A 20,444-nucleotide genomic window follows, 5' to 3' on the forward strand; every position below is an offset into this window, starting at 1 on the left:
TTATCAAACTTCTTTACTCTTTTAAACATACTTTCTTCATAATTTATGAGTATACTAAAAGAGTAGTAAGGATGACAGTCATTCTTACCTAAAGCCAAACTACAAGCTAACTTTTTTATTTTCATTTTGTCATTACAACTCCTCCAAAGTGTAATGAACAACTCCTTTTTTGCCACCTGACTCTCCATCAGGTGGTTTTTTTTATTGGAATTTGAAGTTGAAAATATAAATGAATACCTTTAACCTTAAATGACCAATTTTTTGTAAGTTCTTTCAACAAATTTTTTGATAAAAAAAAGAATCGTCAAAATCCACAGACCAAACGTTAGTAAAATAGGATATAGTAAAAACTTATTTTCAAAATGAATGGCGACTTGGTTATTTACAATCATATCATTGGGAATGATTGGTGTTCCAATCTCGCTTAATGTGTATTTACTTCTATCAATTTTTTTGCCACCGGTACTCAATACTGTATCTGTATAAATCACTATAGGAAATTCAGTATTTTTTTTATTAAAGTGATCCACCGTAATAATTAGCTGTGAATTCTGAACTGACTTTCTAAACATTCCAGCTTTATCAATAATTTTTTCTTCATAAAGTTTGTATTTGTTTAATTTTGTTTTGTTATACAATGGAAGATAATCTGGCGTTGTTTTCTCAACAATTTTTAACGCTTTACTTTTATCTTTTAAGAAAAAGGATTCTTTTACAGTATTCGTACTATTGCTACTGTTTATTATCGTTTTGGATCCAGACTGAATATAATTATCGCTAGTATTCCATGGTTTTGTAATTACAAACATTAAAATAACTACTTGTATCACTCCTAAAATAACAAAAGAAGTGTTTAGCCATTTTAAGTTTGAATTATTCATAAAAAAATAAATCAATAAGATCGTTACCGGAACAAAAAATCTAAATGGAAATTGGATGATTTCAGCAATTGAACTATTATTTTCAATTAAATAATCCCAAGGTATGATACTTGACGATACTATTAAAAAAAATACCATCGTTAAAAAAAGAATCTTTTTACTTGAATCATACGTTTTCCATTTTACAAATCCTAATCCTAATACACTTACTAACATTAATAGAAGTGATACTGGATTTATAAGCCAATAGGAGCTACCTTGATTAATCGTATTTGAACTCATCGTGTGGTTAATAAATGGCTTAATGAATTGATTTTCTCTAGTTATTGAAAAATAGGTTACCCATATATTTAGTGTTAATAAAAAAAAGAGCGAAACTTCTCTGATTAGATCAATAATAAATCTTTTTCTTTTCTTAGTTTTTACAAAAGCATAAAGAAAAATGGGTGTATACATTAAAACGAGAATTAAAGAAGACAGGATGTGTGTTTGGAAAATAAGCGCAGTTAGAAAGCCTAATTTGAACTTTGGAACTTCTTTTTTATCAAAAACAATAAAAATAATCGATAAACAACATGGTAACAGCGCTGCTCCCCAACTTGTAAACCCTTGCCTAGTTGGCCAATATAAAATTGAAAATGTACACATATACAAAATTGCTCCAGTACAACTTTTTCTGTAATTAAAGCTTCCAGCACGAAGAAATGTATACATTGAACAGCCGGATAGGACAAATAAAATAAAGTTGGATAGCACTTGATAAACATACCAATTTTTACTGAGGAGTACCAATAAACCATGTAAATACGCGATTATCGGACCATAAAATGCATTCACAATACGTCCCGATTGTTGAAAACCATAGAGAGAAATAAAATATTCAAAATTTTTATTTCTAATTTGTTCAGAAGCGTCATAAAAACGATTAAAATGAAAGATAGAATCTGATCCTATGACCATATTATGTGTAATTAGCTGTGGCGTTATAAATAGAAAGGCAATTAAAACAATCAACAATAAGCATTTTTTATTGATTGTCAGATTTTCATTCCATCTTTTTTTCAAAAATATCATCACTATTGAACTCCCCTAAACTATTTTTGCTGTTCAATTTTACTGAGACTTCATTATTATCGTCTTGTAAGAATGATAATTTCAAATAATCTGAACTCGATTCGTTTAATTTAAAATCCATTGTAAATTCTATCCTATCTTTCAAATTACTGATTATTTTCATACTGGAATAGTCTTCAAGTAATTTTTTAGTAATGTATTCACTATGCTTATGTTGTTTTTTCCAAACAAAATAAAGATTGGCTACTAATATTGTTGATAGTAATAGTATTTTCATTCCATCTCTCCTAGTCAGTCTTGTAGTTAATTAATTTTATCGAGCATTCTATCTGGTCCATCATCTTCTTTTACTTGATAGAGTGTTACGCTTCTTCTTTCATAAAAATAAAATGCTCGATAATTTTTTTTGTCGTTTTTTATTTCAAAATAAAAAGAGTACCCTCCACCTGCTATTTTGTAATCTCTAATTTTATTCGTTATTGTTATTTCATTTTTATAAATATTTTCCTTTTCTAATCTAGCGTATAGGGCATCTAATGCAATCGATTTACGATAAGGTTCGTACATTAGGATACTGCCAAATAAACATCCTACTAATAAAATACCCATAACTAGTTTAAATTTATTGCTCATCTGCTCACCTACTTATATAATGTTACACTTAAGAAAATAGCAATGCTAAGGACTCTCTATGTTTAAACCATTTTAGAAACTACCAAGACATTCATCTAAGTAAGGATTGACACTAAATTCTCTTCATATAAAAATCTTTTTATGCTACACTATAATTTTAACTTAGAAAGGTAGGTTAATCTATGAAAAATAAATTTATTATCTTCCTGTTTATTTGTTTTCTTCTAACTGCAGTGTTTTATGCCAATAAAATAATTAAACAATCAATTGCTACTAATCGTGTGCATCATTATATGGAGCAGAAAGGATTTCCTTTAAATAAAATTAAGGATGAAGAAATTCATTATTCTTATTCAACTGATCGATGGAACTTGTTCGTTATCATGAAAGATGATTTGAATTTTCAATATAGTTTCGATTACCGATTTAAAACAAATGACATCCAAGAAGATTTACTCTTCCTAAATATGAATTACACTAAAAAACCAGCTAAGTATAATCAATCACTTTACTATGAAAAAAAAGAATACTAGAAACAATAAAAAACCGTTCAAGTGAACGGTCTTAGTTTTAGACACATCAGTAAATGTAATTTTTTTACTCTCTTAGTAAATTTACTTTTTCAAGTCCTCTTAAAATTCATCCAACATTTGTTTTTGTTGATCAAATACTTTTGTTATCTTTTTTCCAAACTGGCCTTTAACCGTTGACTGTAAACCAGTTGTTGTTTTTGATAAAGAGGCTTTCGCCAATTTGCTTTCTTGTTTCCCTAGTTTTTTTGTTTTAGCTTTTTTAGATTCTTTACTCTGACTCCCAGATCGCCCAATGGCTTTCACTTCGGTTTTCTGGACATTCTTTTTATACTCTTTCATCAATTCATCCAAAGCTTCCATCAGATCAATCCCCCTATTTTAACCGTTGTAAGTCTTTTCTATACTGGTATTCGGCTTCTTCTTGTTGCCGAACAATGTTCTTTTTTTCTTGATTCAATTCAACTAGTAAGTCTTCTTCTAAACGAGCTAATTCTACTCGAGCCTCATTTAAGGAATCATTGTTTTCAGAAATATCCGAAAGTAAATAGCGCAACTCTGAATAAGCTTCCTCTTCCATTCGCTGCCCTTTTCGTTGAAATTCTTTAATCGTGTCTTCTTGGTCTTCTAATTTTTGTCTTGTTTGTTGATAGTCTTTAAGTAATTGTTCTTCCTTATCCATCCAACTATTTCCCTTCTACTCTAATTGACGAGCTAGTTCTTGGTCTCTCTGAACCAACTCAGCTATTTTAGACTTAATTTCTGATACAAGACGCGTAAATTTTTCTCTCATTTGTTTCGCCTTCGCAATTTTTTCTCTAAATTCTTCATTTGGAAGAGTCACCATCTTGGACTCGGTACAATCTACTGAATTTAGCATCTCCATGATTTCTCCATGACTCAAATCTGATGCTCCATTTCGAGCCTTTGACACACATTGTTGCCACAATTTTTCTAAGTCTAACATACCCTCTTGATAAATTTTTATCGTATTTGTCATTGCCAATTCAAACTCTGATGAAGCTAATTGAACAACGGCCAAAGCTTGACTGTCTTCTAAGTATATTTTTTCATTTGTGGATAGCCCTCCACTACTTGCTTGAAATTTAGCTTTTAATTCTTGTAAAACAACCATTCCCATAACGAATTGTTGCATCAATTGACGTTCGCTTTCTTGTTGAATTGCTTTTTTATTATAGTCGTTCTTAGGAATAATCAAGCGTCCTTTGTCATCAAATTTCCATGTAGACAAATTATGAAACGCTCCTTTAAGAGGATTTAACCCCATCGCTAAACTGATTTTAATCTCTGCCCCAGTACCATTTCCCATAAGATTTCCAATGGCATCCCCACGGTTACGAAAATTCGTTAACCAACCTGGATTATTTTTTACCCATTCTTTTGCTTCGTTACTCAAAATTCCATACGGATCTGGACCATTAAACCCAACATTTAGCCACTTATTTTCAGCAGCTACCAATAACGCCAGATATTCTCCTAAAGAATGACCAGTTGTAGAGATACTGGCGTTGGGGTATTTTTTTCTGATTTCATCCGCAAATTGGAGAGCGGTAACAGATTGAGCATCTACAATTTTTTTATGAGTCTCAGTCTTACTTGAATTAGAGGGCACTTCCACTGATGTAGTTAAAGTATCCTTGTTTAATCCTACCGTTTGCGTATCTGTAAGGATATCTAATCCATCATCAGCATTCGTTCCAGCAAATGCAATCACTACTTGAGAGGTGTCTGGTTTTCCATTTTTAATGGGGGCGACTGCCATGGCTTGCATTCCGTTTTCTTTATTGTCTTTCACTTGTAAGACTTTGTAGTCCGTAGACAACTTTGAATTACTTAAGATGTCTCCTTTTTCCCAAGGTTGATCATTTTTATTAGAATCCACTTCGTAGGATTCATCAGATAATATCTTATAATCTCTATCAGTTGGCATCTAGTTCCTCCTTAAGTATTTTTATGTCATTGATATTTTTCGTGGTATCTTTTTTCTTTTTTAAATTAAAAGTTTTTAAATTATATCTAATTCCTATTGTTTCTTCAGAAATATCATTCAGATTTTCTAATGAAAACGTCATTAAGTTATCATGGTTTATTTGGGTTGCAACATGCCACGAACCAGTTTGTTTATTAAATTTAAATGTACTAAATTTAATACTTTTTACATTACTATAATTTTGAACGACATATAAGGCTATTTTTTTTTCTGCTATTGCTAACTGTTGTTGCTGTTCTTTTTTTTCTTGATCCTTATTCATGTAATATCCGCCTCCAATTCCTAATATTAAAATAGCTACTAAACTAAATAGCCAACACCTCTTTTTGTTCACAACCAACACCTCTTCAATAATTTTTAATTAACACTTAACCCAATACTTTTATTTTAATATATATGATATTAGAAAGATAATGTTCTTTAGTTTTTATATAATTTTATAGAAAGCTAAGTTAGACTTTTGTACCAACAAAGTACCTATTAATTATGATTCAAAAATTTATGTACATGCTTTTGACTACCTTAAATCTTTGGTTTGTTTATTTATTATATCCATTAAAATTTAATTTTGTTGATATGTCTAAAGTATCCTTGTTTAATCCTACTGTTTGCGTATCTGTAAGGATATCTAATCCATCGTCAGCATTCATTCCAGCAAATGCAATCACTACTTGAGAGGTGTCTGGTTTTCCATTTTTAATAGGGGCAACTGCCATGGCTTGCATTCCGTTTTCTACGTTGTCTTTTATTTTTAAAACTTCAAATTTCCCCATATTAGGATTTTTAGAATTATAATAATAACTATTTCCTTCCTTAGGAGTGTACGGTTTATTATTTTTTAAAGAATCCACCCAATATGCTTGCTCAGCTAACCATCGTAATTCAGCATCATTCAAAAATTCTTCACTCCTCTAAATAATTTATTTCAACTTTCTTTAAATCAACTAAATAATCTTTCTTGTTATTTGAAGGTACTAATTTTTCAAACGTATTAATTGGACTTAATCCAACTATACCCACATTTGTATCAAATTCAGATATAGTATCAACTACAATACCTGACTTAAATCTATCATCATTATTAATTTTAAAATTAATACCAACTGTCCCAGTCTTTTCATCCTGATAAAATTTCAAAAAAGTTATTTTTTTAACATTATCATAACTTCTGACAATCCAAGTAGCCACATTATTTTGCTGTTCTATAGAAATTTTTTTACTACCATTAATTTCCATTCTTATTCCTCCGATTCCTAAAATAAATACTAGTAAAATACTTAGCCAAATCCATTTATTCTTTAACCTATTTCCCCCCACGACGAACACCTCTTAAATCTAGTTTTTATTCTTTTTTTAAATAACTATTGATTCATTATTATTTTAACCTAGATTATATTAGAAAGATATCGTTATTTAGTTTATATATATTTTTTTCCGAAAAGTTAAGTTGGATTTCATTTTTGAGAGGACCCGCGGTTGTGATTCAAAAATTTATGTATTTGTTTTTGACTACTTTAAATCTTTGGTTTGTATATTTATTGTATCCATTAAAATTTAATTTTGTTGATATGTCTAAAGTATTCTTGTTTAATTCTACCGTTTGCGTATCTGTTAGAATATTTAATCCTTCGTCAGCATTCATTCCAGCAAATGCAATCACTACTTGAGAGGTGTCTGGTTTTCCATTTTTAATGGGGGCAACTGCCATGGCTTGCATTCCGTTTTCTACGTTGTCTACTGATGTACTGTAATCTCTATCAATAATCATTGTATACCTCCGTAATTAACGGTTATTTTATCTAAAGAGTTATAACTATCTAATTCTTTTTTTAAACTAAAATCATCTTGATTATATCTAGTTGAAATAATCCTAGTTTTATTTTTTTCGAGAATAAATTTAATCGATAACCAATCATCAGGATTTTGGTTAATTTCTAAATCAATAGACCAACTACCCGTTTTTTTTGAATATAAGGGGGTATCAAAATCAATTTGAGTAACATCTTTATAATTTTGTACTACATAGATAGCAATTTCATTTTGGGCTTTTAACAACTGTTGTTGCTGTTCTTTTTTTTCTTGATCCTTATTCATGTAATATCCGCCTCCAATTCCTAATATTAAAATAGCTACTAAGCTAAATAGCCAATACCTCTTTTTTTTCACAATCAACACCTCTTCAATACTCATATTTCTAATTAGTTGCTTTATCATTCTTCAAATCCATTTTCTCTGTAAATCTTACAAAAGAATACATCAACTTTTTCATCTCTTACTTTATTGACTCATACAAAACGAATGTTCTTCTATAAACAGAATAACATTTTATACAGTATCTTGTCTATTTTGTTTGTCACATGATACATTTTTTTATATTAAACAACTGCTATTAACGACTTTTAATCATTGAATACAAAAATACTCTCAAAAACCTTCTAGGCACCAAGAGCATTCTTTACTTCTTATAATTATCAAACTTCTTTACTATTTACAACATACTTTCTTCATAACTTATGAGTATACTAAAAGAGTAGTAAGGATGACAGTCATTCTTACCTAAAGCCAAACTACAAACTAACTTTTTTATTTTCATTTTTTCATTACAACTCCTCCAAAGTGTAATGACATCATGTCTGTACGACTTTAAAATCTACAGCCATGATAACTCCTTTTTTGCCACCTGACTCTCCATCAGGTGGTTTTTTCAATTGCTTTAATTAAATATTCCATTGCTCTTTGAATTTATTTTCTGACTCGTTCATCAAGGTTATAAATGCTTTATAACTATCAACTTGCTGTGGAATTTGAATAGACTGCTTAAATATCAAAGCTCCGTATCCTGATAATCTACCAATTTCGTTGTATTTTGTTTTCTCAACACTAGGATAGACTACACCAGCTGTTTTTGATTTTAATATATATGAATAACCTATAATTTGATACAAATCTTCACGACTAATTCCTTTTGAAGTAAATTCAAGTTTTTTATATTTTGCATCAATAACACTACCTAGTTCATTGTTATAGAAATCGGGATAAACGGTTCTTGTTCTATCAGAAAATATTGATATACCATCCTTCGATTTTTTATTTCTAGGATGAACGAAATGATCTTTAAGAATCGTATTTACATATTCTTCCCAAAGCCAGGAAACATCGAATAATATACCATGAATATTCTGGGCTCCTCCCCCTAAATCATGATGTCTATAAGTTAATATCAACAAGCATAACTGTTGAAGTAAGCGATATTCAGTATAGTAAGCATGTCTTAGCGGAGTATTTCTGTTGGCATTAATCACTTTTCTCTTGTTACCTAAATTAAACGATGGAGTTGCAAATATAATCGAGGAAATATTTTGTTTCATAAGCTCTGATGAATTTAAGATAAGTTGGCCATTTTTTGTTGATAGACGAATATATTCTATTGTATGCCGCACTAGTTGCATCAAGTCGTTATCCTGAGTATATTCTCGAGATGAATAAGCTACTTTACCTGTAAAAGGTATATTTCTTTTAATATGTCTAGCAATATCAATATTTCCTTTAACATTGATATTATTGTATTCTATTCTACAATATTGTTTAAAAATACCTTTTCTCATAGCTGCATTTAAATATTGAGGAAATGCATAAATTAAGAATTGATATATTTGCTCTTCCATAGATAAATTAGTATTTAAATCAACTACATTGATATTTAAAACTTTTTGTAACATATAGTGTAAAAAATAATCATCTTTATTTTGAGAAAATCGTGAATGTATTTCTAAATTTTCGCCCCCACAACCAATAAAACCTGCAATATTTTGAAATTTTAATTCCTCATTTATCGTTTCAATAATTTTTGAATTACTTTCTAAATCATCTATCACAGAAAAATCACTAGGAAAAATAAGGATATTACTCTCATTTGATAATACTGATAAAGTCTTATCTATTAGTTTAGCTGAAATTTTAGGATATGTCTTTTTAAATTCAGATTTTGAATAACTATTATTATCTTGGATCCTCATTATAATTTACCTCGTCTATCTTAGTTATCAAGTTATAAGCGTCTTTCATAGACTCAATTTTTTGTTTTTCTTCATAGCTACCTCGGATATATTCTTCTAATAACGGCTGAAGGTAATCCTGCCATAAAACTTCATAACTATAGTCTAATTCAGGTAACTTTAAAAAGTAACTTGGTCCTATATGATAGTTAGAATTTAAATCATCTATAACAGAAATTTGCTCATTTAAAGAAATTAAACGATCAGAAGCACTTTCTATTTTATCGTCATCTAACTGTCCTTGCCACATAGAAAGTGTTTCATTTGCTTTTATTTCTATAAATCTAAATCGACGACGCATAGCAAAATCAAAACTGTCTACTGAACGATCAATATCATTCATAGTACCAATAATATAAACATTTTCAGGAATATAGAAATTTTCATCATCTTGTCTAAGATTAGCATATTGCGTTTTTACCGAACCAGATTTTCCCCGATAACTTGGATCAATTGAAAAAAATAGTTCTCCTAATATCTTAGAAATTTCTCCGCGATTAATTTCATCGATCACAAAAACAAACTTCTTCCCCTCAACACTATTAGATTCAGATGGTGCTAGATAGGGTACCAAACCAAATTTTTTCTTCATTTTCTCAATAACAACCAACGCTTGTCCACGATAATAGAGTTGCTTTTTATAATCAGAATTTTTATACAACTCGTATACATAGCGTTTAGGTAATACCCCACCATTAACACCACTATCATAGGTTACATTAAAATTATTCACACTATTAACAGTAAGGTAAGCCGTTTTCGTCACATATTCTTTTTCATCGGCTGTATTTACATGTGCAAGATATTTCGCCCACGATTCCTCAAAATTATCTTTTCCTCCGATACGAAGTGCTTCTATCGCTTTTCCACAGAATGACTTAAAAATACCATCTTGTAGCTCAAATCCCATTTCACCATCATCAGGCGTTACAGGTCGTAAACCTTCTACAAAATCAGTATAATCATAACTTGGATGAAACTGGACGAATTCAAATTGTTCTGAATCTTTTAATTCCTCTTTAGAAATACCTATAATCTCGGCTGCTATTTCTTTAGCTAAGTAACTCTTTCCCGTTCCTGGAGCACCACGTAAAATAATATTCTTCGATTTTTCAAGCTTATATGCCAACTCATTTTTTTTATTCGTGAATTCCATACTTGATTCCTTCTTTCCTACATTTACAAAATCCTCATAAAAACGAATCAATGTTTTATTGGGCTCTTCTTTAGAAAATAAATCTAGTTCAGCTATCTTATAAGATATACCTAATTCTTTGTCTCTGTTCTTTTCTTTATTCCACTCTACTATTCTGAGCGAACTAATTTCAAAATTCTGGAAAGTTGTGCGGACATTTGCCCAATTTCCATTTGGTAAACTATAATCAAAATAAGGGATTTTACTACTGTTCTCACCACTAGTTGGACCGTATGAGCTATTGCTAAATAAATGAATATGGTAGTCAATGCCTGCAATATTTAGTACATCATAGTTTTTAACACGACTAAATTTATTATTTTCAAACCCATCAATTCCTATAGTTGTTTTTTTATTTTCGTTGCTTTTAATATTTATATTTGCTTGTTCAACAAATCGCTTTAAGAGATATTTAAATTCTTTATATTCATTTCCAGTATCTTTGAAATCCATTTGTCTTAACCACCCTCAATTTTGTATCGTCTAAATACACTAAAACTAATATATTATATTTCCTAAAACCTCACTACTTATGATAGGGTTCCCCCTTCATAATCCGATACCCTCGATAAACCTGCTCCACCAATACCAACCGCATCAACTGATGAGGCAATGTCATTTTCCCAAAGGAAATTTGTGTATTGCTACGTTTCAGAACCGCATCACTCAACCCCAAGGATCCACCAATCACAAAAACAAGCTGGCTTTTTCCACTGATCCCTAGTTGATCGATTTCTTTTGAAAATTCTTCAGAAGTACGTTGTTTTCCTTCAATTGCTAAAGCAAATACATAGGCATTTTCTGGAATTTTACTTAAAATACGCTCGCCTTCTTTTTCTTTTACTTGAATCATTTCAGCTGCACTCAATTTTTCTGGTGCTTTTTCATCAGGTACTTCAATCAATTCGATTTTACAATACGCTCCCAGACGCTTCACGTATTCCTCAATTCCCATTTTTAAATATTTTTCTTTTAATTTTCCCACACTAATTATTTTGATATTCACAGTTTTTCTCCTTTAATCACAGGTTATCCACAGAAGTTATCCACATGTCCACAATTTCATATCATGATTTGGTAGGCGAACAGAAATTCGCCACCATATATATGGGTTGACTTTTGCAATACGTACATTTTGTTTGATCGTTATCCACAGGTGTAAACTGATCTAATACAGGCATCTCAAAACCTGTATAAACAGCGTCATCCAGCGCTTCTTCAATGTGTTCTTGGCAAGCATAAATCGATTTCATCCACAGGACCTCCTTTTTTTTGTGGATAAGTTATACACTCCACAATCCTACTATCTTTCATTTTACAGTACTTATCCCCAATGTTCATTACTTTTTTGATTTTCTTATCCACACTTTTCTTTAAATGACTGTTTTTCTCAGAATAGTCGTTTGTGTACAATTAGATTTATGATACAATCATAGTAATTCATTTATTGTTTTAAAGGAGGTTTTTATCATCATAAAAGAACGAATCACGTACTTATCTCATAATCAGGAAACACTTATTTCAGCAAGTATCTGGCGACCCCTTGGTGCACCAAAAGCTATTTTGCAAATTAGTCACGGTATGGCTGAATTTATTGATCGGTATGATGATTTTGCTCGTTATCTATCAGAAAATCAATTTCTTGTAGTCGGAAATGATCATTTAGGACATGGCAACTCTGTTGCTGCAGTTGAAGATCGTGGGTATTTTTCAAAAGGAAACGGCAAGCAGCATGTGGTTGAGGATATTAAGAAGCTCCATGATTTAATTAAAATGGACTACCCTCATTTGCCTTATTTTTTAATGGGGCATAGCATGGGCTCCTTTATTGTTCGTAACTTTCTTCAACAATATGGAGATACGATAGATGGCGCAATTTTAATGGGGACTAGTGGTCCAAAGCCTGAATTAAACTTTATTTTAAGTCCTTTAACTTTATTAAATAAAATAAGTCCTAAAACACGCAATCCACTTGTGGATAAATTAGCTTTTGGCAATTTTAGCTCTTATTTTGAAGAAACCGGTTCTGATTTTAATTGGTTGTCAAAAAACCAACAGAATGTCACTTGGTATGAAGAGCATCCTCAAACGGGTTTTATTTTTACAAACAATGGCTTTTTAACGCTCTTCACGTTACTCAACGATGGCACCAAAAAAGGATGGGCAACTACTATTCCAACTGAGCTTCCTATTTTAGTAATTTCTGGGGATCAAGATCCAGTTGGTGGTATGGGAAAAGGCGTTCGAAAGGTCTTTCATGAGTTGGAAGACGCGCAATTTACAGACATTACCCTTTGCACGTACCCGGAATTGCGACATGAGATTTTAATGGAAGATTCTTACTTGCTTGTCTATCAAGATTTACTAAATTGGCTGAACAGACATCTTTAAATAGAAAAAGACCTAAATCAATCAAGATTTAGGTCTTTTGTATTTTAAAGGCTTTTTGAAGCTTCCATCGTAACATTAGCCGTTGCTTCTTTACCATCTCGGTAATATTTCACATCAACTTTGTCCCCAACTTTTAAGTTATAAATTACTTTTCTTAGAGACACATTGTCTGTCACTGGTGTGCCATTGATTTCAACGATTGTGTCGTATTGTTTTAAACCAGCTTTTTCTGCTGCTGAGTTCGTTTGTACATCCGTAATAACGACACCTTCTGTTACTTTTTCAGGTAATTTAAGCACACGCTCTTGTTGTTGTGCAGAAATTTGTGATAGATCACGAAGCGAAACGCCTAATACTGGACGAACGATTTCGCCATTTTTCTCTAATTCGCTAATAATTTTCACAACGTCGTTACTTGGAATCGCAAAGCCCATTCCTTCAACTGTGTCTTGTGAAATTTTCATTGAATTGATTCCGATGACTTGTCCTGCGATGTTGATTAGAGCCCCACCAGAGTTTCCTGGGTTGATTGCAGCATCTGTTTGGATAGCGGTCATATCCCAATCTTCTACGCCATCTTCGTTAATGTCCATTGCAACGGTTCTGTTTTTCGCAGAAATAATTCCTTGTGTGACAGAAGTCGCAAAGTTTGTTCCAAGAGGAGAGCCGATTGCGATTGCTGGTTCACCAACTTTAATGCTGTCTGAATCACCAAATGTCGCTACCGTTTTCACCTTTTCAGAAGGAATTGATAGAACTGCTAAATCAGTCCAAACATCCGATCCAATAACTTTAGCTTGAACCTTGGTGCCATCTTTTAAAATAACTTCAACAGCATCTGAACCGTTGATTACATGGTTATTTGTTACAACATAAGCCGTATCGCCATCTTTTTTATAGATAACGCCACTACCTTCACTTGTTGTTTCTAAATTTGAACTATCGTTGCTTTTAGATTGGCTGTAATCCCCACCAAGCATTCCTTGTTGGTTTTGTTTTTGCATATTCGCTACTGAAACTACAGCATCTTCTACTTGCTCAACAGCTTTTGTTGTATCTGTCGTTACGTTCGCTTTGACATTACTCGTCACAACGTTGCCTTTATTGGTTGTAGTGTCTGGTACTGAGCTATTATCTTTTGGTAAATAAGAGAAAGCTAATCCACCACCGACTAAAGCGATAATCAAACCACCTATTAGTCCTCCGATTAAACCACTCTTCCAAGAACCACCAGACTTACGTGGTGAATTCGTTGTTGGTTCTTTTGGCGGACGACCGCCACCATTTCCGCCGTTTCCTGTTGTCGAAGAGTTTGATGTTGCTCTTTTTGGTGTCTCTTTTTGTGTTTCCCGTGAAACATTTGCAGCAGATTCTTGCGATATTTTAGCTTCATTTTCTGATCTTACGAATTCATTTTTTTCTACTTCTGTTTGATTATTTTCTTCTGGAATAAGATTTCCATTTGCATCGTATCTCACTTTTCATCCACCTCTTTAGTTGTATTTTATACTCTTAGTGTACCTTCAATTTTTGAATTTTATATGAATATTATAGGAAAAAATACGCTATTCTTCTATTAATTCTATCACAGTTTCTTCAAAATCGATAAGGTTTCACATTATTTTTTGGTATTAAAAAAATCTCTGACATAAGGTTACTTATGCAGAGACTTTATTTTATACATTAAATAACGGAGAGGCTACTTCTGGGTCTGTATCATAGACACTAAAGGTTTCATTAACGCCTGTCCCTTTTTCTTTTAAAATATCCGTTGCCGTCATATGTGCCAATTCTTTAATATTGTTATCCTTGCTTAAATGTCCTAAATAAATTCGCTTGGTTGCGTCACCTAATACATCTGCCATGGCAATTGCGCCATCTTCATTTGACAAATGACCTTTGTCGCCTAAAATACGCTGTTTTAAAGACCACGGGTATTGACCCATTCTAAGCATCTCTAAATCATGATTGCTTTCAAAAAGATACGCATCTGCATTTTGAATCACACCGCGCATACGGTCACTTACATAACCTGTATCCGTTAACATTGCAAAACGTTTATTGTTTTTATGGAAGCAATAAAATTGTGGTTCCACCGCATCATGAGAAACGCCGAAGCTTTCCACGTCAATGTCACCGATTGTCATTACTTTTCCCATTTCAAAAATATGTTTTTGTTCTGTTTTGACTTCGCCAATAATAGGGGACATCGCTGCCCAGGTTTTTTCATTTGCATATACGTCAAGCTTGTATTTGCGAGCCAAGACGCCTACTCCGTGAATATGGTCACGATGTTCATGTGTAACCAATATCCCATCAACATCTGCAATATCGCGATCAATTTGTTTCATTAATTCGGTTACTTTTTTCCCACTTAACCCACTGTCTACCAACAATCGTTGATTGGCGGACTCTATATACGTCACATTTCCTGAGCTGCCACTCGCTAGAATACTGACTTTTAATCCTTGATTATTCTCCATCATCATGAAACTAGTGCCTCCTCAATCTATCTTCTATAGTTTACATCAAAAATGGAGGAATGCAAATAAGGAAAGATGATATTTAACTAAAAAGACAAGCTTCCCAATTAGGAAACTTGTCTTTCTATTCCATAGCACTATCCGTCGCTTCATCTGCTGAATCGGTTGCATCTGTTCGATTAGACATATCTTTGATGATTGAACCATCAATTGCATTTACGAGTTTTATTTTCACTTCATTAGATGTCTTCACTTCAACATACCAAATAGGTCCATAAATGCTCAAATCTTCCAACCCCAATGTGCGATGATAACTTAAAATTGGTTTGCGAATTTCGCTGTTTGCTTGAACTTCACTATTTTGGTAAAGCAACTCGACCGCTCGTTTTTCTGAAATCAGCTCACGACTTTTTCCGGTTACTTTAACTGGACCAGCGTAAGTTTGTTCATAAGAAATAATTCGGTTGTCATTGTCTAAATGGAAGGTGATCTGACCCGTTCCATCCGTAATTGGAATATTGTTAGCAACTTGTGTATATACTAGCTCTTTTTTGTCTGGTGTGAATTTAAAATATTGATACTCACTACCAAATAAAATTTGATCATTTTTAATGAATTCATCAACTTTTGCTAAATCAGACCGCTTAAACTCACGTCCTGCTGGCATCAATTCAAAAGAGCTCGTTAAAATACTGTATAGTAAATTGCTGCTTTCCATCCGTTTCACAGTTTGTTTATTTAATTTTGATAAATTTTGTTCTAAAAGATCTTCATTTTCAGCTTTGACAAAGGGAACAGCTATCTTTTCATCTGATAGCTTCGCTGGAACTTCGATGGATTCCTTCTTCATTTCTTCTAAAGTATTGATTTTTAAACTACTATCATTTTGGTAAGAAATGGTTTTATTTTTATCCAAATAGGAAGACAGCAAAAAGATATTTAAGCATAGAAATGTAATGGTGAAAATAATTTCTATTCGTTTAAAGTCCATCTGTAGTCCCCCCTTTTTGGCTAATTAAACTTTCTGCGTTTAACCAGACTCCATTGATACATGCATACCAACTCGGTTCAAGATCGACAACACGACTGGATTCTTTACTATTGGTCCAACAATACCCAATTTCAAGCCCTTCGATTTGTTCATTTTCAATTCCAACTTGATTCAAAGACGCTAAGATATCCGTACCTTTTACTAATTGTTTCTCATCTTCTTTATCAGATAAAGGAGTTTGGGCAACAATTAAAGGAACTTGCAATTGAGATAATCCATTTTCGGCAACGGTTATATAGGTCGCTCCCATGTCATCTTCATTTGTACTATTTTGAGTGGTATTGCTAAAGATTGGATAGCCTTCAATATAACGTCGGTAAATGGCTTGTTGTTTTTGATTATTGTAATTAAAGTAATGGACCGCCCCAGGCCAGTTTTCGTATTTTTGTAGCTCATAGAAGCTACTTTTCAGCATATCGACTAAATCAAATTTATTCGTGGTTGTTCGATTACGATAATACGATAAAATATTGGTGGACTGGCTTACTTTCATTCGACTAATATTATCATTGAACTGCTCATAACCAGCCTCTGCTGTTGACTCTTTTACTTCAGAGGTATCATCGAACAAACGATAAATAAAGAAACTATTCGGTTGTGTTTCTACCATATAAGCGTATTGCGGCAATTTCACTTCTTCAGTTGGCAGATAAACATACTTGCTTCCCAATTTTTGAAGGGCAACTGCTGTGTAGTTTTTATCACTAGCATTTAAGAGCTCACTCATTTTTTTCTTATCTGCATTTTCTAACTCGCCAGAATAAATTTTCTGTTCGCGGTCATTGTAAAAATGAATGATTGTTGGATTATCTAATGAAATCGTAATTCTTTGGAAGGTTTCATTTTTATAGACATTTGCTAGTTTCCCAAAAAACTTACTGAATAACCCGAATGGCAATTCATTAGGAAAAACAAGTTCAACATTATTATTTTCTGAGAGTTTTTCAGTGTACTCCTCTCCTGAATATACTTCTGAAGAATCGATTGAAGCAAATGACCAGGTCGCAAATTCTTTGTTAAAATTTCTCATTATTTCAGTATCTACCGTCAATTCCTTCGTGTTGTTTTTATGGAGAACAACCATTGTCGGAACAAATACTTCATTGTCTTTTCTAGAAACAGTAATTTCTGATAGTTTATTTGTGTTGCTATTTGCTTTTTTTTCATCTTTTCCTGGCATTGTCCAAATCGCCCAGGTTAATACTAAGCTTAGAGCAACTAGAAAAATCAAAAATCCTCGAATAAAATGTATGCTTTTCATTCCCATTCATCCTCCTCATATGGAACATAAGGTAAGGCAATGAAAAAGGTTGATCCTACATTTTCAGCACTTTCTAACCAAATTTTTCCACCATGTTTTTGCACAACTTCTTTTGAAATTGCTAAACCTAGCCCTGTTCCACCCATTGATCTAGCACGGGCTTTATCTACTCTAAAGAAACGGTCAAAGACATGCGGAATATCCTTTTTAGGAACGCCTAATCCTTCATCGGCTATGCTTAAAACAACACTATTATGTGTTTCTACTAAGCGGCACGTAATGGTTCCTCCTGCTGGAGAATACTTGATAGCGTTATTCATAATATTATCCATTACTTGAATCATTTTATCCGCATCAACTTCAACCCATAAATCACGTTTGGTAAATTCACGTTTAATGACAAAAGGTTTTTCAGGTTTGTCATTGGATTGAATCATCATATCAAACCGATTTAGCACATGGCTAAACAATTCATTGATATTGACATATTCCAATGAAAGAACATCTTTTCCTGCATCCATTCGCGAAAGATTTAGCAAATCACTAATCATGCGGATCATGCGATCTGTTTCCTCTTGAGTGACTGCTAAGAATTTAGGTGCGATTTCAGGATCTTTCCAAGCCCCATCATTCAAAGCTTCTAAATAACTTCTCATACTGGTTAATGGCGTTCTCAATTCATGAGAAACATTTGATACGAAATCGCGACGCTCTCGTTCTACCTTTTCTTGTTCCGTAATATCGTGTAACACACAAACCAACCCACTAATAAAACCTGTCTCTCTTTGAATCAATGAAAATTCACCACGTAAGGTCACTTCATTCTCTTCTGTTGAGAAATCCAATATCAACTCTTCTTGTGTTTCTAACAACTGACGGAACGTAAAATGATGCTCAATTTTTAGAATTTCTAAAATAGAGCGTCCTAACGCGTAATCTTGTGTTAAATTCAGTAAATCCAACGCTGTTTCGTTGATAATAACGACTTTCCCACGACGATCTGTAGCCACAACGCCATCTGACATATGTGCTAGTACACCATCTAACCTACGTCTCTCCGCTTCTGTCGATTCTTGTGCTTCTTCTACTTTTGTAGAAAGGTTATTAACAGCCAGTGACAACTGACCAAGTTCATCTTGTCCGTAAATCTTCACTTGACCAGAATAATCCCCTTCAGCCATTTGAATCGCTTGTTTTTTCATTTCGGAAATAGGTTTCGTTATTGCCCGGGAAATAAACAGCGCTAAAATGACTGTAACCACCGCTGCAATCATTGATGCTCTAAAGAAAATGATCGTAATATCGTTAATTTGATCGTATACTGATTCAATATTCGACTCTAAATTAATGACTCCTAACACTTTATTATCGTCTGAAATAATCGGCACAACCAATTTCCAAACACGTTCATTTGTGCTTTCGTCTGAATACTGCCTTGTTATTTCACTTCCAACTAACAATGCCTGCTTAACATCAAAGTCAGTAGATTTGCGACCTACCATATTTTCTTGGTAATCACTTGTCCCAACAATATAATATTTCCCATCTATCACTTCTGCTTTAATTACATTTTTAGCCGAGAAGTCCGTTAACAATCTCCTAACATCCGATTCAAAATTTTTGGAATCGGGCTTTTTTAATAAGGGTTGCAGATTGTTATCCAAAAATCCCACTCTTAGCCTCATTTGTTCTTGAAAATTATCAACCATTTGTGTTTCCAATTGTCCAACAAAATAAGCGCCAATGATTTCTAGCGCTACAATTAGCAGAAATACAAATACAATAACAATTTTAAAATGGATGGATTGAAAAATTTTAATTCGTTTATTCATGAACGATTACTCCTGTTCAGGGTTTCTCAAATAGTACCCAACACCACGTCTTGTTACTAACCAAGCAGGGTGACTAGGATTGTCTTCAATTTTTTCTCTTAAACGTCTTACGGTTACATCGACTGTTCGAACGTCACCAAAATAGTCATATCCCCAAACCGTTTGCAACAAATGTTCTCTTGTCATGACTTGTCCTAGATGTTTTGCTAAATAGTGCAGCAATTCAAATTCGCGATGTGTCAATTCAATTTTTTCGCCACGTTTTGAAACAATATAAGCATCTGGATGAACCGTTAAAGCACCAACTTCAATCTCATTGTTGTCTTCTTCTTCCACCACCGCTGTTCCAATTGAACCGTGTCTTCTTAAGTTTGCTTTAACACGTGCCACTAATTCACGGTTTGAAAAAGGCTTCGTAACATAGTCATCTGCTCCTAATTCAAGTCCTAAAACCTTATCGATTTCTGAATCTTTAGCTGTTACCATAATAATCGGCATATCATAATTTTTACGAACTTCACGACAAACTTCCAAACCGTCTACTTTTGGCAACATTAAATCTAAAAGAATTAAATCTGGTTCCACATCTGGTACCATCGCTAACGCTTCTTCTCCATCATAAGCTGTAAAAACTTCATATCCTTCTTTAGTTAAATTAAATTTCACAATATCTGAAATCGGCTTCTCATCATCTACTACTAATATTTTTTTCATATTGTAACCCTCCTTGGATTCAATAAAACGTTTAATACGGATGGCAAATTTTGCGTTCAGCTTAAAGATAACTATGCATTTTTTTGCCCAGTAAGCTCATCCTATCCTCCATTATACCTAACCAGTGTAGGAAGTGCAAAATTTTCATAAAATTAACAAATCAATAACTCTATTCTTATCTAAAAATATCCGCAATTAAAATAAAAACCCGTGATTTTCAAGTTGAAAATCACGGGTTTTTTAGTTTTATTTATCTAATTCATTTTTTAATTTATCTGCAATAAACTCAACATCGGTTCCAACAATAACCTGAACAGCTGTTTCGTTGATTTT

At 32.8% G+C, this 20,444-nt stretch carries 23 protein-coding genes; 2 read left to right on the plus strand and 21 right to left on the minus strand.

All coding sequences use genetic code 11. From position 1 onward, the window contains the following. Positions 1-245 precede the first annotated feature (245 nt). From AC07SW_RS07220 to AC07SW_RS07230, 3 genes are read right to left on the minus strand one after another with little or no spacing between them, the layout of a single operon-like run. Complete coding sequence (locus tag AC07SW_RS07220; protein WP_494632534.1) at positions 246-1,955, minus strand: putative glycosyltransferase family protein; 1,710 nt, start codon at positions 1,953-1,955, stop codon at positions 246-248. Continuing rightward, positions 1,927-2,232, minus strand: a complete 306-nt coding sequence (locus AC07SW_RS07225; protein ID WP_494632535.1) for a hypothetical protein — start codon at positions 2,230-2,232, stop codon at positions 1,927-1,929. Before AC07SW_RS07225 ends, AC07SW_RS07220 begins: the two co-directional genes overlap by 29 nt. Before the next feature lie 26 nt (positions 2,233-2,258). Further along, entirely contained in the window at positions 2,259-2,588 is a 330-nt protein-coding gene (locus tag AC07SW_RS07230; RefSeq protein ID WP_034572497.1) for a hypothetical protein, read from the minus strand. 182 nt (positions 2,589-2,770) lie between these two features. Here AC07SW_RS07230 and AC07SW_RS07235 point away from each other — a divergent pair, with 182 nt between their 5' ends. Continuing rightward, entirely contained in the window at positions 2,771-3,121 is a 351-nt protein-coding gene (locus AC07SW_RS07235; RefSeq protein ID WP_311908877.1) for a DUF3139 domain-containing protein, read from the plus strand. Between the two features lie 99 nt (positions 3,122-3,220). Here the strand turns inward: AC07SW_RS07235 and AC07SW_RS07240 are convergent, their stop codons facing one another. The 12 genes from AC07SW_RS07240 to AC07SW_RS07295 form a co-directional block, all read right to left on the minus strand. Next, complete coding sequence (locus AC07SW_RS07240) at positions 3,221-3,460, minus strand: hypothetical protein (protein ID WP_236707184.1); 240 nt, start codon at positions 3,458-3,460, stop codon at positions 3,221-3,223. A gap of 34 nt (positions 3,461-3,494) precedes the next feature. Then, complete coding sequence (locus AC07SW_RS07245; RefSeq protein ID WP_034572505.1) at positions 3,495-3,800, minus strand: hypothetical protein; 306 nt, start codon at positions 3,798-3,800, stop codon at positions 3,495-3,497. Between the two features lie 15 nt (positions 3,801-3,815). Further along, entirely contained in the window at positions 3,816-5,069 is a 1,254-nt protein-coding gene (locus AC07SW_RS07250) for a lipase family protein (protein ID WP_494632537.1), read from the minus strand. Then, the gene (locus AC07SW_RS07255; RefSeq protein ID WP_311908879.1) at positions 5,059-5,391 is read right to left on the minus strand and encodes a hypothetical protein; all 333 of its coding nucleotides are present in this window, start codon (positions 5,389-5,391) and stop codon (positions 5,059-5,061) included. Before AC07SW_RS07255 ends, AC07SW_RS07250 begins: the two co-directional genes overlap by 11 nt. 277 nt (positions 5,392-5,668) lie before the next feature. Next, positions 5,669-6,025: a hypothetical protein gene (locus AC07SW_RS07260; protein WP_494632548.1), complete on the minus strand. Its 357-nt coding sequence runs from the start codon at positions 6,023-6,025 to the stop codon at positions 5,669-5,671. Between the two features lie 7 nt (positions 6,026-6,032). Further along, positions 6,033-6,365, minus strand: a complete 333-nt coding sequence (locus AC07SW_RS07265; protein ID WP_202872137.1) for a hypothetical protein — start codon at positions 6,363-6,365, stop codon at positions 6,033-6,035. Positions 6,366-6,612: 247 nt separating this feature from the next. Continuing rightward, the gene (locus AC07SW_RS07270) at positions 6,613-6,897 is read right to left on the minus strand and encodes a hypothetical protein (protein ID WP_494632538.1); all 285 of its coding nucleotides are present in this window, start codon (positions 6,895-6,897) and stop codon (positions 6,613-6,615) included. After that, on the minus strand, positions 6,894-7,343 hold the full coding sequence (locus tag AC07SW_RS07275; RefSeq protein ID WP_147291889.1) for a hypothetical protein: 450 nt from the start codon (positions 7,341-7,343) through the stop codon (positions 6,894-6,896). The genes AC07SW_RS07270 and AC07SW_RS07275 overlap by 4 nt, the downstream gene beginning before the upstream one ends. Positions 7,344-7,846: 503 nt before the next feature. Continuing rightward, entirely contained in the window at positions 7,847-9,145 is a 1,299-nt protein-coding gene (locus AC07SW_RS07280; RefSeq protein ID WP_494632539.1) for a 5-methylcytosine restriction system specificity protein McrC, read from the minus strand. Further along, complete coding sequence (locus AC07SW_RS07285) at positions 9,129-10,832, minus strand: McrB family protein (RefSeq protein ID WP_494632540.1); 1,704 nt, start codon at positions 10,830-10,832, stop codon at positions 9,129-9,131. Before AC07SW_RS07285 ends, AC07SW_RS07280 begins: the two co-directional genes overlap by 17 nt. 73 nt (positions 10,833-10,905) lie before the next feature. After that, positions 10,906-11,385, minus strand: a complete 480-nt coding sequence (gene rlmH, locus AC07SW_RS07290) for a 23S rRNA (pseudouridine(1915)-N(3))-methyltransferase RlmH (protein ID WP_034572552.1) — start codon at positions 11,383-11,385, stop codon at positions 10,906-10,908. A gap of 61 nt (positions 11,386-11,446) precedes the next feature. After that, entirely contained in the window at positions 11,447-11,632 is a 186-nt protein-coding gene (locus tag AC07SW_RS07295) for a CxxH/CxxC protein (RefSeq protein ID WP_311908881.1), read from the minus strand. Positions 11,633-11,909: 277 nt separating this feature from the next. Between AC07SW_RS07295 and AC07SW_RS07300 the strand changes: the two genes are divergently transcribed. Further along, the gene (locus AC07SW_RS07300; RefSeq protein ID WP_311908884.1) at positions 11,910-12,770 is read left to right on the plus strand and encodes an alpha/beta hydrolase; all 861 of its coding nucleotides are present in this window, start codon (positions 11,910-11,912) and stop codon (positions 12,768-12,770) included. A gap of 44 nt (positions 12,771-12,814) precedes the next feature. Here AC07SW_RS07300 and AC07SW_RS07305 read toward each other — a convergent pair whose 3' ends face one another. The 6 genes from AC07SW_RS07305 to yycF all read right to left on the minus strand — a co-directional run bounded on the left by AC07SW_RS07305 (position 12,815) and on the right by yycF (position 20,111). Beyond that, a complete protein-coding gene (locus AC07SW_RS07305; RefSeq protein ID WP_051915751.1) occupies positions 12,815-13,978 on the minus strand; it encodes a S1C family serine protease in 1,164 nt (387 codons plus the stop codon). Positions 13,979-14,446: 468 nt separating this feature from the next. After that, entirely contained in the window at positions 14,447-15,256 is an 810-nt protein-coding gene (locus AC07SW_RS07310) for an MBL fold metallo-hydrolase (protein ID WP_376711490.1), read from the minus strand. Between the two features lie 121 nt (positions 15,257-15,377). Further along, positions 15,378-16,244 (minus strand): two-component system regulatory protein YycI, encoded by an 867-nt coding sequence (locus tag AC07SW_RS07315; RefSeq protein WP_034572564.1) that lies wholly within the window; start codon positions 16,242-16,244, stop codon positions 15,378-15,380. Then, complete coding sequence (locus tag AC07SW_RS07320; RefSeq protein ID WP_162919118.1) at positions 16,234-17,565, minus strand: YycH family regulatory protein; 1,332 nt, start codon at positions 17,563-17,565, stop codon at positions 16,234-16,236. Before AC07SW_RS07320 ends, AC07SW_RS07315 begins: the two co-directional genes overlap by 11 nt. Then, complete coding sequence (gene walK / locus AC07SW_RS07325) at positions 17,562-19,397, minus strand: cell wall metabolism sensor histidine kinase WalK (RefSeq protein ID WP_034572572.1); 1,836 nt, start codon at positions 19,395-19,397, stop codon at positions 17,562-17,564. Before walK ends, AC07SW_RS07320 begins: the two co-directional genes overlap by 4 nt. Before the next feature lie 6 nt (positions 19,398-19,403). Continuing rightward, positions 19,404-20,111 carry a response regulator YycF gene (gene yycF, locus AC07SW_RS07330; protein WP_034572575.1) on the minus strand — a complete coding sequence of 236 codons (708 nt, stop codon included), beginning with the start codon at positions 20,109-20,111 and terminating at the stop codon, positions 19,404-19,406. Positions 20,112-20,444: the final 333 nt, after the last annotated feature.

The organism is Carnobacterium sp. GW821-FHT04C06, assembly GCF_059420345.1.